Source organism: Streptomyces sp. NPDC058371, assembly GCF_042723265.1.
Lineage (GTDB): Bacteria > Actinomycetota > Actinomycetes > Streptomycetales > Streptomycetaceae > Streptomyces.
The window spans coordinates 375351-388122 of record NZ_JBHXJC010000002.1 but is presented as its reverse complement, the minus strand read 5'-3'; the positions used below and the strand labels follow the sequence as shown (position 1 = coordinate 388122).

General features: G+C 72.4%; 12 protein-coding genes. 8 read left to right on the top strand and 4 right to left on the bottom strand.

Annotated features, from left to right (window positions below; translation table 11 throughout):
• Positions 1 to 51 precede the first annotated feature (51 nt).
• On the bottom strand, positions 52 to 1194 hold the full coding sequence (rho, locus tag ACFWM2_RS09285) for a transcription termination factor Rho (RefSeq protein ID WP_383275200.1): 1143 nt from the start codon (positions 1192 to 1194) through the stop codon (positions 52 to 54).
• Positions 1195 to 1722: 528 nt separating this feature from the next.
• Between rho and ACFWM2_RS09280 the strand changes: the two genes are divergently transcribed.
• From ACFWM2_RS09280 to ACFWM2_RS09260, 5 genes are all read left to right on the top strand, one after another.
• Positions 1723 to 2460 carry a nuclear transport factor 2 family protein gene (locus ACFWM2_RS09280; protein ID WP_383275197.1) on the top strand — a complete coding sequence of 246 codons (738 nt, stop codon included), beginning with the start codon at positions 1723 to 1725 and terminating at the stop codon, positions 2458 to 2460.
• Positions 2457 to 2798: a YciI family protein gene (locus tag ACFWM2_RS09275; RefSeq protein WP_383275194.1), complete on the top strand. Its 342-nt coding sequence runs from the start codon at positions 2457 to 2459 to the stop codon at positions 2796 to 2798. Before ACFWM2_RS09280 ends, ACFWM2_RS09275 begins: the two co-directional genes overlap by 4 nt.
• The gene (locus ACFWM2_RS09270; RefSeq protein WP_383276470.1) at positions 2789 to 4036 is read left to right on the top strand and encodes an RNA polymerase sigma factor; all 1248 of its coding nucleotides are present in this window, start codon (positions 2789 to 2791) and stop codon (positions 4034 to 4036) included. The genes ACFWM2_RS09275 and ACFWM2_RS09270 overlap by 10 nt, the downstream gene beginning before the upstream one ends.
• 150 nt (positions 4037 to 4186) lie before the next feature.
• The gene (locus ACFWM2_RS09265) at positions 4187 to 4366 is read left to right on the top strand and encodes a hypothetical protein (protein ID WP_383275191.1); all 180 of its coding nucleotides are present in this window, start codon (positions 4187 to 4189) and stop codon (positions 4364 to 4366) included.
• A gap of 5 nt (positions 4367 to 4371) precedes the next feature.
• Complete coding sequence (locus ACFWM2_RS09260) at positions 4372 to 5847, top strand: MFS transporter (protein ID WP_383275188.1); 1476 nt, start codon at positions 4372 to 4374, stop codon at positions 5845 to 5847.
• Here the strand turns inward: ACFWM2_RS09260 and ACFWM2_RS09255 are convergent, their stop codons facing one another.
• A complete protein-coding gene (locus ACFWM2_RS09255) occupies positions 5848 to 7440 on the bottom strand; it encodes an alpha-amylase family glycosyl hydrolase (RefSeq protein ID WP_383275185.1) in 1593 nt (530 codons plus the stop codon).
• 176 nt (positions 7441 to 7616) lie between these two features.
• Between ACFWM2_RS09255 and ACFWM2_RS09250 the strand changes: the two genes are divergently transcribed.
• Together ACFWM2_RS09250 and ACFWM2_RS09245 are read left to right on the top strand one after the other, a co-directional pair.
• Complete coding sequence (locus ACFWM2_RS09250) at positions 7617 to 8387, top strand: methyltransferase domain-containing protein (protein WP_383275182.1); 771 nt, start codon at positions 7617 to 7619, stop codon at positions 8385 to 8387.
• A 198-nt stretch (positions 8388 to 8585) separates the two neighbouring features.
• Complete coding sequence (locus ACFWM2_RS09245) at positions 8586 to 9416, top strand: acyl-CoA thioesterase (RefSeq protein WP_383275179.1); 831 nt, start codon at positions 8586 to 8588, stop codon at positions 9414 to 9416.
• A gap of 40 nt (positions 9417 to 9456) precedes the next feature.
• Here the strand turns inward: ACFWM2_RS09245 and ACFWM2_RS09240 are convergent, their stop codons facing one another.
• The gene (locus ACFWM2_RS09240; RefSeq protein WP_383275176.1) at positions 9457 to 10182 is read right to left on the bottom strand and encodes a GntR family transcriptional regulator; all 726 of its coding nucleotides are present in this window, start codon (positions 10180 to 10182) and stop codon (positions 9457 to 9459) included.
• A 143-nt stretch (positions 10183 to 10325) separates the two neighbouring features.
• On the bottom strand, positions 10326 to 11492 hold the full coding sequence (locus ACFWM2_RS09235) for a serine hydrolase domain-containing protein (RefSeq protein WP_383275172.1): 1167 nt from the start codon (positions 11490 to 11492) through the stop codon (positions 10326 to 10328).
• A 225-nt stretch (positions 11493 to 11717) separates the two neighbouring features.
• Between ACFWM2_RS09235 and ACFWM2_RS09230 the strand changes: the two genes are divergently transcribed.
• Positions 11718 to 12767 carry a phosphatidylinositol-specific phospholipase C domain-containing protein gene (locus ACFWM2_RS09230; protein WP_383275169.1) on the top strand — a complete coding sequence of 350 codons (1050 nt, stop codon included), beginning with the start codon at positions 11718 to 11720 and terminating at the stop codon, positions 12765 to 12767.
• The last annotated feature ends 5 nt before the right edge of the window (positions 12768 to 12772 follow it).

The following is a 12772-nucleotide window of genomic DNA, read 5'->3' as shown; positions in this document are numbered from 1 at the left end:
CTGCCCGGGCCGCGCCGCGGAATGCAGCACCCGGATGCCGCACGCGGGACGTCAGCCGACGGGCAGTGTCGGCTGGACCTGGCGCAGGAAGACCGCGTTGTTCGGAGTGGCCCGCAGCCGCTCCAGAAGGGTTTCGAGGTTTGCCTGGCCGTCCCGCGTCTGCAGCGCGCGCCGCAGACCGCGTACGGCCGTCAACTCGGCGGCGGGCAGCAGGAGTTCCTCGCGACGGGTGCCGGACGGGACGATGTCCACGGCCGGAAAGACGCGCCTGGAGGCAAACGTCCGGTCCAGTCGCAGTTCCATGTTGCCGGTGCCCTTGAGCTCCTCGAAGAAGAAGTCGTCGGCGCGGGAGCCGGTGTCCACCAGAGCGGTGGCGAGGATGGTGAGGGAGCCGCCCTCCTCGGCCAGGCGCGCGGCGCCGAAGAGGCGCTTGGGGCCTTGCAGCGCGGCCGCGTCGACGCCGCCGCTGAGGGTGCGGCCACCGGCGGCGGCCGCGTTGTTGTGCGCCCGGCACAACCGGGTGAGGGAGTCCATCAGGATGACGACGTCCTGGCCCATCTCGACGAGCCGCTTGGCGCGCTCCACGACGAGCTCGGCGAGCGCGATGTGCTGCTTGGGTGTCTTGTCGAAGGTCGAGGCGAAGACCTCGCCGCGCACGGAGCGCCGCATGTCGGTCACCTCTTCGGGCCGTTCGTCGAGCAGCAGCACCATCAGATGCGCCTCGGGGTGATTGCCCGCGACGGCCGCGGCGAGCTGCTGGAGCAGTACCGTCTTGCCGGTCTTGGGCGGGGCCACGATCAGACCGCGCTGGCCCTTGCCGACGGGTGCGACCAGGTCGACGAGGCGTCCGGCCAGACCGCTCGCCGGGTGTTCGAGCCGGAGCGGCTCGCGCGGGTGCAGCGGGGTGAGATCGCGGAAGTGGCGGCGCTGACGCAGCTCTTCGGGAGCCCGGCCGTTGATCCCCTCCACTTCGGTGAGCGGAGCGCGGGGTCCGCCGCGGACGCCTTCGACGAGGTCGCCCTTGCGCAGGCCGTGCCGGCGGATCAGCGTGGCGGAGACCTGGACGTCGGACGGTGTGGGCAGGCAGCCCGCGTCGCGCAGGTACCCCTGCCCGTTGTGCGCGATGTCGAGGACACCGGAGGCGTGGGCCGGCAACTGCCGCTGTACAGGGGGGTGTTCGAGTGTGGTGGTCATGGGAGGTCCTTTCCAGGACGTTTTCATGAGGTCGTGAGGTCATGAGAGGGAGGGGGATGGCCGGTGAGGCGGCGTGCTCACGCCTCCACGCGGCGAGGAGACATCACCTCGCGTAGGGCGGACGGAAGGAACCGTCCGTGGCCGTGCTCATGAGGTGGTGCGGAGAAGCTGGTGCGCCGGTCCGGAAGGGAGGGGCGATGCAGCGAAAGGAAGGTGATTCAGCACCGGCGCCCAAGAGGGGGCGTACACAAGTGCTGACCGCACTGTAGCACAGGGTGTCGCGGCTGCGACGCCGCGTTCCGTGCCCGAGTGGGAGAACCGGGGCGTTCGGCGTGTCACGAGCCTGACCCGGTGTATCGGAGAACGCAGCCGGGCCGTGCCGTATTCCCTCTAGGCCATGCCGTAGCGGGGCGGTCCGCCGGGGCGCGGGCGGCGGGACAGTCCGCAAGAGAAAGTGGAAGGGTGTCGATTCGGCGCCGGCCCGTTCGTCGGTGGGGTGTCAGGACCTCATGAGCACCTGGAGGAACCATGAAGTACATGCTGCTGGTCTGCGGCGACGACACGGCCGACGACTCCGGCATGGCACCCGTCGAGCCCTGGGTCGAGGAGCACGGCGCACAGCGCGGTGTGCGCCTGCACGGCCACCGGCTCCAGCTTCCCGCCGAGGCGGTGACCGTACGGGTCCGCGACGGTGAAGTGCTGCGCACGGACGGGCCGTTCGCGGAGACCAAGGAGTACGTCGCCGGGTACGACATCCTCGACTGCGACAGCCTGGAGGAGGCCGTGAAGGTCGCCGCCCAGCACCCCGTGGCCGCCATCGGCGCCATGGAGGTGCGCGCGTTCTTCGAGGACGAGGACGCCGACGGGGAGATCCGCCGGATCGACGCCGAACTCACGGCCGCCCACCGGGAACGGGACGTCGACCGGCTGATCGCCTGCTACGCGGACGACGCCGAGGTGTTCCACCCCATGAGCGGCCTGTCGCAGAGCGGCACCGGAGCCCTGCGCACCGCCCACGAGTGGTGGCTGTCGACCCTTGCCGGACCTGTGGACCGAGAGGTGCTCGAATTCCGGGTCCGGGTCGACGAGAGCGTCGCGTTCAGCCACGCTCTCGTCCGGCTGCGCGCCACGCTCACCGACGGGGCGCCGCTGGACACCGTGGTGCGGTCGACCACCGGTTACCGTGCTGCCGGCGACCGGTGGAAGATCGTCCACCAGCACACGTCCGTTCCGTTCGACGCCGGAGTCGAGGAGGACCCGTCATGAAGTACGCGCTGTTCATCTGCACGCCGGTCGGCGGCGAGGAGCTCAGCCCCGAGGAGATCGCCGAGGACCCCCGCTTCACCTCGTACATCGAGGAGGTCCGCGGCGGCGGCGTCGTGACGGGCGGTGCGCGGCTGCGGCCGTCCACCGACGCCACCACCGTCCGCGTACAGGGCGATGAAGTGCTGCTGAGCGACGGGCCGTTCGTGGAGTCCAAGGAGTACGTCGCGGGGATCGATTTCATCGAGGTCGCGGACCTCGACGAGGCCATCTCGCTCGCCTCGCGGCACCCCGCCGCGCTGGGCGGCGGTTCGGTGGAGGTGCGGCCGGTCTGGGAGTGAACGACGTCGAGGAGGCGGTCGCGGCCGCCTTCCGCGAGGAATGGGGTCAAGTCGTCGCCACCCTGATCCGGGTGACCGGCGACTGGGACCTCGCCGAGGAGTGCGCGCAGGACGCCTTCGCCCAGGCACTGGACCGGTGGCGGCGTGACGGCGTGCCGCGCCGCCCCGGCGCCTGGCTGACCACGACCGCTCGCCACCGCGCCCTGGACGTACTGCGCCGGGAGGCGGTGGGGGCGCAGAAGCTGCGGGAGGTTGCCGTGCTGACGCGGCACGAGGGGCCCCACGACCCGGAGGACGACTCCGGTGTGCACGACGACCGGCTGCGGCTGATCTTCACCTGCTGTCATCCCGCGCTGCCCATCGAAGCCCGGGTGGCGCTGACGCTCCGTACGCTCGCGGGTCTGACCACCCCTGAGATCGCCCGCGCCTTCCTCGTCCCCGAGGCGACGATGGCGCAGCGCCTCGTGCGGGCCAAACGGAAGATCCGCAACGCGGGCATCCCGTACCGCGTACCGCCCGCGCATCTGCTGCCCGAGCGCACCACGGGCGTGCTCGGCGTGGTGTACCTCCTCTTCAACGAGGGGTACGCCGCCACGTCCGGCGCCGATCTGCTGCGCACGAACCTGTGCGCCGAGGCCGTCCGCCTCGCCCGCGTGCTCGCCCGGCTCATGCCCGACGAGCCCGAGGTGCTGGGCCTGCTCGCCCTTCTGCTCCTGCACGACGCCCGGCGCGGCACGCGCGTCGATACGGCGGGCGAGCTGGTGACGCTGGAGGACCAGGACCGCACCGCCTGGGACCGCGCCGCGGTCGACGAGGGCGCCGGCCTGCTCGAAACCGCGCTGCGGCGCGGTCGCCCCGGCCCGTACCAGATCCAGGCGGCCATCGTGGCCTGTCACACCACCGCCGCCACGGCGCAGGACACGGACTGGGCCGACATCGCGGCCCTGTACGGCGAGTTGGCGCGCTTCGTGCCGTCCGCCGTGGTGCGGCTGAACCGTGCGGTGGCCGTGGGCATGGCGGAGGGCTACGAGAAGGGCCTGGCCCTCGTCGCCGAGCTGGAGGCGACGGGCGAGCTGGACGGATACCACCTGCTGTCCGCCACCCGCGCGGACCTGCTGCGCCGGCTGGGGCGCATGGGGGAGGCGGCCACGGCGTACGGCAGGGCGCTGGAGCTGGTGGAGAACGAGGCGGAACGCCGGTTCCTGGAGAAACGGCTCGCGGAGTGTCGATCCGCGTAGGTGCGGTTCGTCGGTGGGGTGAATGCACCCACGGGTGAATGCACCCACGGGTGAGAGCACCCACGGGTGAGAGCACCCACGGGTGACGCCGCCCACGGGTGACGCCGCCCACGGGGTGAGAGCGTCCGCCCCGCGACACCGGAGGCCCCCATGACCGTCACCGTTCGCAGTACGTCACGCATCAGGAAGGCGCTCGCGCTGCTGCCGACCCACCGCAGGCAGCCGTCCGCCGCCGCATGCGAGGACGCGAAGCGCGGGCAGGCCGCGGCGCGGACCGACCCGCCCGTCGTCCCGGAGGCCTGGCTGGCCGGTCTGCGCCTGGGGGGTTGAGCGCCATGTCCGTCACCTCCTCCGGGCCGATCGTCGCCGGGCCCGACCCGCGCCGCTGGCGGGCCCTCGCGCTGCTCTGCGTGGCCGGATTCATGGTCATCCTGGACTCGCAGATCGTGGTGCTCGCCCTCCCGTCCATCGCCGACGGACTCGACTTCTCCGCGGGCGGCGCCCAGTGGGTGATGAGCGCCTATCTGCTCAGCTTCGGCGGGCTGCTGCTGCTCGGCGGCCGGGTCGCCGACCTGCTGGGCCGCCGTCGCGTCTTCATGACCGGCACGCTGCTCTTCGGGCTGTCCTCGCTGCTGTGCGGATTCGCCTGGACCGCGGGCGTGCTGGTGGCGGCGCGCGCGGTGCAGGGCGTTTCGGCCGCCGTCATGGCCCCGACGGCACTGTCGATCCTCCTCAACACGTTCGAGGAGGGCGCCGAGCGCAACAAGGCGCTGGCCCTCTGGTCGGGCAGCGGCGGATTCGGAGCCACGGCCGCGCTGCTGATCGGCGGCCCGCTCACCGGCGTCCTCGGCTGGCAGTGGGTCTTCTTCCTCAACGTGCCGGTCGCGCTGCTCCTGCTCGCCCTGAGCCCGCTGCTGCTCCGCGAGAGCCGCACCGACGCACGAAGCCGCTCGTACGACCCCGTCGGCGCGCTCGTGGTCACCGCCGCGCTCGTCGCCTGTGTGTACGCGGTCGTGGAGGCGCCCCGCGCAGGCTGGCTGTCGGCCCGGACGACCGGACTGCTCGCCGTCTCCGTGGTGCTGACCCTGCTCTTCGTGCGGATCGAGGCGCGGTCCCGGTCGCCCCTGGTGCCATTGCGCCTGCTGCGCACTCGCTCGGTGAGCGGCGGCAACCTCGTGGTGTTCCTGCTGGGCGGCAGTGCCTTCGGGATGTCGTACACGCTCTCCCAGTACGGGCAGGGCGTGCTCGGCTACTCGCCGCTCCGTTTCGGGCTCTACAACGTCGTGATGCCCGCGACGGCCGTCATCGGCTCGTACGCGGGCCAGGCACTGGTCACCCGCGCCGGTACCCGCCCGGTTGCAGTCGGCGGGCTGACGCTGGTCGGCGCGGGCAGCCTGCTGCTGGCCGGGGCGGGGGTGGGCGGTGGGTTTGTCCGCGACCTGCTCCCCGGGCTGCTTCTCTTCGGGTCCGGTCTCGGTGCCTGTGCGGTCGCCGGATCCATCGCCGCGCTGACCGGTGTGGGGGAGCGGGAGTCGGGGGTCGCGTCGGGCATCAACACCGCGGCCTTCCAGATCGGGGGCGCGTTCGGGGTCGCCGTCGTCTCCTCGGTCGCCCTGTCGTACACGCGGGGCGCCGACCGGCTCGTGGCGCTCACGGCCGGCTACCAGGCCGCGTTCATGGCGTGTGTCGTCCTCGCGGCGGCGGGGGCGGCCTGCGCGCTGTTCCTGCTGCGCAGGCCGCAACGGCCCTCGTCACGTGAGGCCGTGGAGACCCCGGACACCGCCGTCACCGCGAGCCGGGCGCGCCCGTGATCACCGGGCGCCGAGGTCGAAGACCCCGTACGCGAACCCCTGCGCCGTGATCGTCCCCCTCTCGATGCGGACGCCGGAGGTCTCCAGGGCCCGGGCGTCGCGCGGATCGTCGTACGTGTAACTCACCTGGTTCTGCTGCGGGTTGACGACGACCAGATAGCGCCCGCCTCGGACGTACACCAACGGGTATCCGGCATGGAGCACCTCCACCGAGCCGGCGGAGCCGAGTTCGGGCGAGCTGGTGCGGAGCGCGATCAGCCGGCGTACGAGATGGAGGAGCGAGGTGTCGTCGGCGTGTTGGGCGGCCACGGTCGGGCGGTCAGGGGACGGGTCGACCGGCAGGTAGAGGCGGTCGGCGGGGGCGGTGGAGAAACCGGCGTTCGGTGCGTCGTCCCACTGCATCGGGGTGCGCGAGCCCGCGCGGTTGTAGCGCGGGCCGAGGACACTGCCCTCCTTGTCGGGCAGGCCCGGGAGGTACCGCATGCCGATCTCGTCGCCGTAGTAGATCGCCGGGAGGGTCGGCCAGGTCAGCTGGAAGGCGAAGGCCACGGGGAGCTGATCGGCGGTACGGGGGCCACAGTTGAGGCGGGAGAAGTCGTGGTTGGCGGTGGGCAGGGAGATGAACCCGGTGTCGCCGAGCGCCTCGGAGGCACGCTGCCAGGCCTCAAGGAAGGGGCGGGGCGAGCCCTTGCCGCTCGCGTCGAAGAAGCAGTCGAGGGGATCCCAGGCGTCGTTGACCGTGCCCTCGCCGTTGCTCCACAGCGAGCGCAGCGGCAGACCGTCCGTGGTCCCGCCGAACTGGAGGAAGAAGTCCGTGTGGAAGCCCGCGGGGACGGACACCTCGGGGTCGCCCCACTCGGAGAGCAGTACGGCGCCCGGGTGCGCGCCGTCCAGCCAGTGGCGCAACTCCGTCCAGATGCCCGCCGTCTCGGTCCGGTCGGGGTCGTCCTTGACGAGCGACGCCGCCATGTCGACGCGGAAACCGGCCAGGCCGAGACTCAGCCAGTGGTCCATGACCGAGCGCAGGGCCGCGCGGTTGGCACGCGGACCCGGGGCGTCGACCGGCCGGCGCCACGGCTCGGCCGGATTCGCCCGCGCGTAACCGAAGTTGAGCGCGGGCTGGGAGTCGAAGAAGTTCGGCAGATACGCGCCCGGGCGGCTGCCGGGCGAGGCGACGAAGCCCTCGGGACGGCCCTCGGGCGCCCAGATGTAGCGGTCGTCGTCCGGGTCGTTCGCGGCGGCGGTGAACCAGGGGTGCTCGTCGGAGGTGTGACCGGCGACGAGGTCCAGCAGGACGCGGATGCCGTGACGGGCCGCCTTCTCGACGAGTCCGGCGAGATCGTCCTGGGAGCCGTAGCGGGGCGCGACGTCCAGATAGTCCGCGACGTCGTATCCGGCGTCGCGGAACGGGGAGACGAAGCAGGGGTTGAGCCAGACGGTGTTGATGCCCAGCCACGCGAGGTGGTCGAGGCGCTCGGCGATCCCGTTGAAGTCGCCGATGCCGTCGCCGTTCGAGTCGGCGAAGGACTGCGGATAGATCTGGTAGAAGACGGCGTCGGCCAGCCAGCCCGGGGCGGGACGGAACGAAGTCATGCATGCGACCTTAGGTCACCCGGTGTGTGCGGGCTCGGCCTCGGGGCCGGGAAGGCGGCGCACTCGGCGGTCGAGGGGTGGGTCTCCGGGCGGCCGTCCCGCTCGCCCGGACCGGGAGCCGGCCACGCCGAGCGGCCCCCGGCGGCGGTGCGCCCTGTGCCCGTAAGCTGCCCGTGATGTTCACTCCGCACGGACCCACCCTCCGCGAACTGGCCGTTCAGGCGCTGTCGTCCGTCGAGCACGGCTACGACCTGCTGGCGCCGAAGTTCGACCACACCCCGTTCCGCACACCGGACGCGATCCTCGACGCGGTGGCGCGGGCGCTGGGCCCGGTCGGACCCTTCGGCCACGGGCTCGACCTGTGCTGCGGCACGGGCGCGGGCATGGAGGTGCTGCGGGAGCTGTGCACGGAGAGCGTCACCGGGGTCGACATCAGCGCGGGAATGCTGACGGTGGGGCGGGGGCGCGTCGGGTCGTCGTCCGCCGGGCCGCGGCTCAGCGAGGCCCGCCGCCCGCGGGTCGCCTGGGTGCGTGGCGACGCGCGTGCCCTTCCGTTCGGGCCCGTCTTCGACCTGGTGGTGAGCTTCGGCGCGTTCGGGCACTTCCTGCCGCGGGAACTGCCGGGCCTCTTCGGGCAGGTGCACTCCGTGCTGCGGCCCGGCGGACAGTTCGCGTTCCCGGTCGTGGCCCCGGCGCCGCCGAGCTCCCCCTGGTACTGGGCCCTGCTGGCCTTCGACGCGGCGATGCGGGTGCGCAATGCCGTCAGGCGGCCGCCGTTCGTCATGTACTACCGGGCCTTTCGCCTCGGTGACGTGCGGCGGGAGCTGCGAGCGGCCGGGTTCACCGTGGAACTGCGCGAGCTGCCCGAATTCGGGCGCAGGCGCGACGGCAGTCCGCGCTGCCGGATGGTCGTCGCCACCCGGGGGAGCGGCGCAACACCGGCCTGAACGGGGCATACGCAGGCGCTCGTTCGCCCTGGCGCCGCGCAGCCTTCACCCCGGCCCCGTACGACTCATCGTCCCGTTCGCCGACCTGCCCTCACCTTCTATGGGTTTGTTTTTCCAACTCGCTCGGTTAGGGTGAGTCCACTTTTCAAACCATACAGATCAGGGCCTCTTCCCAAGGCCGGCGGAGCGAGGACGGCGATGAGAGCTTCACCCGGCGGCATGCCCGCCACCAGCAGCACCGTGACCCGGATCGACCCGCTGTGGTGGTCGTGGGAGGGTGCACACGGAGGGCACACCGCCGCGGTGGCCCTCACTGCCGTACGTGACCTGATCGGCGGGGGAGGCCACCCGGTCCGCGCACTGACCACCCACTTCCTTGCCCCAGTGGACGCCCGGCCGTTGCACCTCGCCGTGACCGCGGCCAAGGCCGGCCGCCGCGCCTCCACCGTCGCGTTCAGCGGCCACCAGGACGGGAGTCCGGCTCTCGTCGGCTCGGCGGTCTTCGGCCCGGCCCGTCCCGGACCGGTGTACGAGGGGCTCCCGGCCCCCGTCGTACCGGGCCCGGAGGAGTGCCAACTGCTCGACATGCCGGTCGGATTGGCGCCCTTCGGCAAGCAGGTGGAGATACGTCCGGCGACGGAGGACCTGCCGCTCGCCGGCGGAGCGAGGGCCGAACTCGTCGCCTGGGTGCGGTGCCTGGACGACCGCGTCCTGGACGCCGCCACGGTCGTGACCCTCTCCGACATCCTCCCGCCCGCCCTCTACGCATGCCTGCGTACACCGCTCCCGGTGCCGACCGCCGAGCTGACCGTCCACTTCACCGACGCGCTCGCGGACGGCGTACAGGACGGCTGGGCCCTGGTGCGGATGCGTACCGAGCAGGCCGGGAGCGGCTGGGCGGTGGACGACAGTGCCGTGTGGTCGGCCGACGGCCGGCTGCTCGCCGTCGCCCGCCAGGCCCGCGTCGTCCTGGATCTCCAGCCCCCGGACGACACGGACACCGCCCCCGCGCCTGCGGTCGGCTCATGACGCACGCCCCGGGCGCCGGAGACGTGACCGCACGCACGGCTCATACCGCCGCCGGCAGCGTGAACTCGTAGACCAGGGCGTCCTGTTGGGCGTCCACCACCAGGTCCGTGATCTCCAGCGGCCGGTCGTACTGGTCGCGCACCTGCCGGGTCACCCGTACCGAGCGGGGGAGCTGGGTGATGGAGTCCCGGTGGTGCAGGGTCAGTCCGGCCTTGCGCATCCAGTCGTACGCGCGCCCCAGCTGGGCCGAGGCCTCGCCGTCGGCCCGGTCGCGGTAGCGGGCCAGCTCCTCGACCTCGGCCACGGCGACGGCGGAGAAGGACGTCACGGCCGTGCGCAGCCCCGTGCCGTCCGCCGTGGCCGACTCGTAGCGGTGGACCAGCGTCGGCCGCAGGGGCGAGAGCCCGAGCGCCTCGGCGTGCTCCGGCGGGGGAGTCTCCCAGGTCACGCTCGTCCGGTGCATGGCACAGGGCTCGGTGGTGTGCGCCCCGACGGGGAAGTCGAGCGAGGGGATGTGCTCGGCCGCGGTCCCGGGCAGCGTCGCGTGGCTGCCGCGCTTGTCCGTGGCGACCAGACCGCTGCGGCGCAGCATCTGCAGAGCCTGGCGGACGGTCTCGCGGCTCACGTCGAAGCGCGCGGCCAGCTGTCGTTCGCCCGGCAGGCGCGCGCCGGGCGGAATGGTCCCTTCCTTGAGTTCGCCCAGCAGCTGCGTGGCGATGTGCCAGTAGCGGGGCTCGTGTTCGGGTGCGGGGGTGGTGCGGGCCATGTCCGCGCCTCCTGTTGGTGACAAGGCGTAGCCGTGCGGGCTCATTGCGCGACCACATCTAGCATTGGTCTAAACCACTAGGGAAGAGCGGTCGAAGAGTTCGGCCGATTTCAGTCCGCGCCCGTTCTGTGCCGCGAGCCTGTTCAGAGCGCGCTGTACAGCGCGTCGACGAGCGCCGTCTTCCTTGGGTCGTCGGCGATGTGCGGGCCCATGCGGTTCATGACGTACCCCAGGGAGACACCCGCCTCCGGGTCGGCGAGACCGCAGGAACCGCCGAAACCGTCATGTCCGAAAGCCGTCGGGTTGGGCCCGTACGAACCGTTGGGTCCGCTGAGCCACAATCCGAGCCCGATCTCCGTCTCGTGCTCGAATCCGGCGCCCAGCACCAGGTCACGGCAGCGGCCCTGTCCCTCGCGCACCCGCTCGGCGGCCTCGGGCGAGAGCACCTGCCGAGAGCCGTGCCTGCCGTGCCGGGCGAAGATCCCGTACAGGGCGGCGATCGCGCGTGCCGTGCCGTGGCCGTTGGCGGCCGGGATCTCCGCGGCCCGCCACCACGCGGTGTTGGCCTCGGCGGCGCCGACGAGCGGATTGGTCAGCGCGGCCAGGGCCGCGGGCGTCAACCGGGCGAACACCGCGGCCTGTTCACTGGTCGTCGACGCCGGCGCACGCACCAGCTCGGCCGCCCGGACCGCCTCCTTCTCCGGCAGCCCGATCGTGAAGTCGATCCCGAGCGGCACGGTCACCTCCCGCTCCAGGAACGCACCCGGCAACAGCCCCGAGACGCGGCGCACCACCTCGCCGACGAGGAAGCCGTACGTCAGCGCGTGATAGCCGGACCGGGTCCCCGGCTCCCACCACGGCTCCTGCGCCGCGAGCCGCCCGACGGTCAGCTCCCAGTCGCAGAGCTCCGCCAGGGTGTGCGGCTCGCGCAGCCCGGACAGACCCGCCCGGTGCGACAGCAGATGCCGTACCAGCACCGACTCCTTGCCCGCCGCGGCGAACTCGGGCCAGTACGCGGCGACCGGGGCATCGAAGTCGAGCAGCCCCCGGTCCGCGAGGATGTGCGCGCACAGCGCCGTCGGCCCCTTCGACGTCGACCACACGTTCACCAGCGTCTCGCGCTCCCATGGCCGGGTGCGGGCCGCGTCCGCCCAGCCGCCCCACAGATCCACCACCGGCTCGCCGTGGTGTACGACCGTGACCGCCGCGCCGAGCTCCTGGCGGTCGCGGAAGTTCTCCTCGAAGGCCGTGCGTACCGCCGCGAAGCGGGCGTCGCAGTGGCCTTGAGTGTGAGGCGCGTGCGCGGACATGGGACCTCCGTCGTCCTTCGGGACACCGGAGCGCGGGCGGCGCGCCGGCCGCCCCGAACGTACCGACTGGTCGGACTGGAGGGAACCCGGGGAACGTATCCGTCCCGGAGGAAGCCGCGGGAGTGCGTCCGCGCTCCGTCCCTTCATCCCCCGATCTTCCGCATGTCACCCAACGCCCCTACGCTGCACGTCGGTTGACCACCGAGGGCGCAGGAGGCAGGGGACATGCACAGACACCTGACGGCGTTGGCGCGTACCGGACTGGCGGTGGCGACAGCGGGCGTGCTCGCCGTCGCCACGGGCTCCCAGGCGACCGCCGCGGACCCGAGCTACTCGGCCGGCACCTCGGTCGGCGTCCACAACGCCTACGAGAAGGCCAAGTACCCGTACTTCGCCGACGCCTTGGACTCCGGCGCGGGCATGCTCGAACTCGACGTGTGGACCAATGTGTTCGGCGCCTCCTGGCGGGTCTCGCACAGCAACCCCCTCGGCAACGACAACAACTGCGCGAACGCGGCGAACGCGGCCGAGCTGCGCACCAAGTCACGCAACCGCGACCTCGGCGGCTGCCTCGCCGACCTCAAGGCCTGGCACGACGCCCACCCGGGCCACCGGCCGATCCAGCTGAAGATCGAGATGAAGGACGGATTCGCGGCCAACCTCGGCCGCGGCCCCGCCCAGTTGGACGCCCTGCTCACCTCGAAGCTCGGCGACGCCCTGCTGCGCCCCGCCGACGTCGTCGGCTCCCACCCCGACCTGGACTCGGCCGTACGCGCCGACGGCTGGCCCGCGCGCACCTCGCTGGCCGGCAAGTTCGTCATCGAGCTGATCCCCGGCACCGTCGAGGAGGGCAACCCCGCGGACTCGCTGTGGACGGACCGCGAGTACGCCACGCATCTGCGGGACCTGGCCGCCGCCGGACGTCTGCGGGAGGCCTCGGCCTTCCCTGCCGTGCACGGCGCCGCGGCGGGCGATCCGCGCACCCGCTACCCGGACACGACGATCCGCCCCTGGTTCGTGGTCTTCGACGGCGACGCCGCCACCTACACCAACGGCACGATCGACACCGCCTGGTACGACGACCGGCACTACCTGGTCGTCATGACCGACGCCCAGAACGTGGCCCCGGCGATCGACGGCACCAACCCCACCCCGGCCCAGGCCCTGGACCGGGTGAATCTGCTCGCCGGGCAGCACGCCAGCGTCGTCTCCGCCGACTGGTACCCCCTGCCCGCCGTCCTGGCCACGGTCGTACCGCGAGGGTCGGCGGGCTGACGGCC

Coding starts and splice junctions, on each gene's coding strand:
- rho (WP_383275200.1), bottom strand. CDS start 1,194: ATGACCACCACACTCGAACACCCCCCTGTACAGCGGCAGTTGCCGGCC.
- ACFWM2_RS09280 (WP_383275197.1), top strand. CDS start 1,723: ATGAAGTACATGCTGCTGGTCTGCGGCGACGACACGGCCGACGACTCC.
- ACFWM2_RS09275 (WP_383275194.1), top strand. CDS start 2,457: ATGAAGTACGCGCTGTTCATCTGCACGCCGGTCGGCGGCGAGGAGCTC.
- ACFWM2_RS09265 (WP_383275191.1), top strand. CDS start 4,187: ATGACCGTCACCGTTCGCAGTACGTCACGCATCAGGAAGGCGCTCGCG.
- ACFWM2_RS09260 (WP_383275188.1), top strand. CDS start 4,372: ATGTCCGTCACCTCCTCCGGGCCGATCGTCGCCGGGCCCGACCCGCGC.
- ACFWM2_RS09255 (WP_383275185.1), bottom strand. CDS start 7,440: ATGACTTCGTTCCGTCCCGCCCCGGGCTGGCTGGCCGACGCCGTCTTC.
- ACFWM2_RS09250 (WP_383275182.1), top strand. CDS start 7,617: ATGTTCACTCCGCACGGACCCACCCTCCGCGAACTGGCCGTTCAGGCG.
- ACFWM2_RS09245 (WP_383275179.1), top strand. CDS start 8,586: ATGAGAGCTTCACCCGGCGGCATGCCCGCCACCAGCAGCACCGTGACC.
- ACFWM2_RS09240 (WP_383275176.1), bottom strand. CDS start 10,182: ATGGCCCGCACCACCCCCGCACCCGAACACGAGCCCCGCTACTGGCAC.
- ACFWM2_RS09235 (WP_383275172.1), bottom strand. CDS start 11,492: ATGTCCGCGCACGCGCCTCACACTCAAGGCCACTGCGACGCCCGCTTC.
- ACFWM2_RS09230 (WP_383275169.1), top strand. CDS start 11,718: ATGCACAGACACCTGACGGCGTTGGCGCGTACCGGACTGGCGGTGGCG.